The 456-nt window shown below is 61.4% G+C and carries 1 pseudogene; it reads right to left on the bottom strand.

Features of this window, described 5'->3' with window-relative positions:
- Window positions 1-111: 111 nt before the first annotated feature.
- Window positions 112-456, bottom strand: a pseudogene (locus AACY49_RS30940) (ribonucleoside-diphosphate reductase subunit alpha); the annotation flags it as partial.

The raw sequence follows: 456 nt of genomic DNA, 5'->3' as shown, positions 1-456 counted from the left end.
CACGGGCGCGCGCCACGGTGCCGGAGGGCTGGTTGTGGTAGAGGCGCATCACCTTCACCCTTCCGCGGCTGCGCCGCTCCTCCCTCTCCCACAGGGAGAGGGAGTATCACCTCACTGACACGCCAGGCATTCGTCGTAATCGGTCGTCGCAAATTCATATTGCGGCTTTTCGATCGTGTTGTCCGCCTCGACCCCGCCCGCGAAACCAGCGCGCTGCACCGATTTGGAGCGGAGATAGTAAAGCGACTTGATGCCCAATTCCCACGCGCGGAAGTGCAGCATCAGCAGATCCCACTTCTCGACATCGGCCGGGATGAACAGGTTGAGGCTGGTCGACTGGTCGATGAACGGCGTGCGATCGGCCTGGAGCTCGATCAGCCAGCGCTGGTCGATCTCGAAGCTGGTCTTGAAACAGTCCTTCTCCTCCTGGTCGAGGAAGTCGAGATGCTGCACCGA

The sequence above is a fragment of the Pseudomonas sp. EL_65y_Pfl2_R96 genome, assembly GCF_963970905.1.
Classification (GTDB): domain Bacteria; phylum Pseudomonadota; class Gammaproteobacteria; order Pseudomonadales; family Pseudomonadaceae; genus Aquipseudomonas.
Note: the sequence above shows the minus strand (reverse complement) of the source record. Positions and strands in the feature narration are given on the sequence as shown.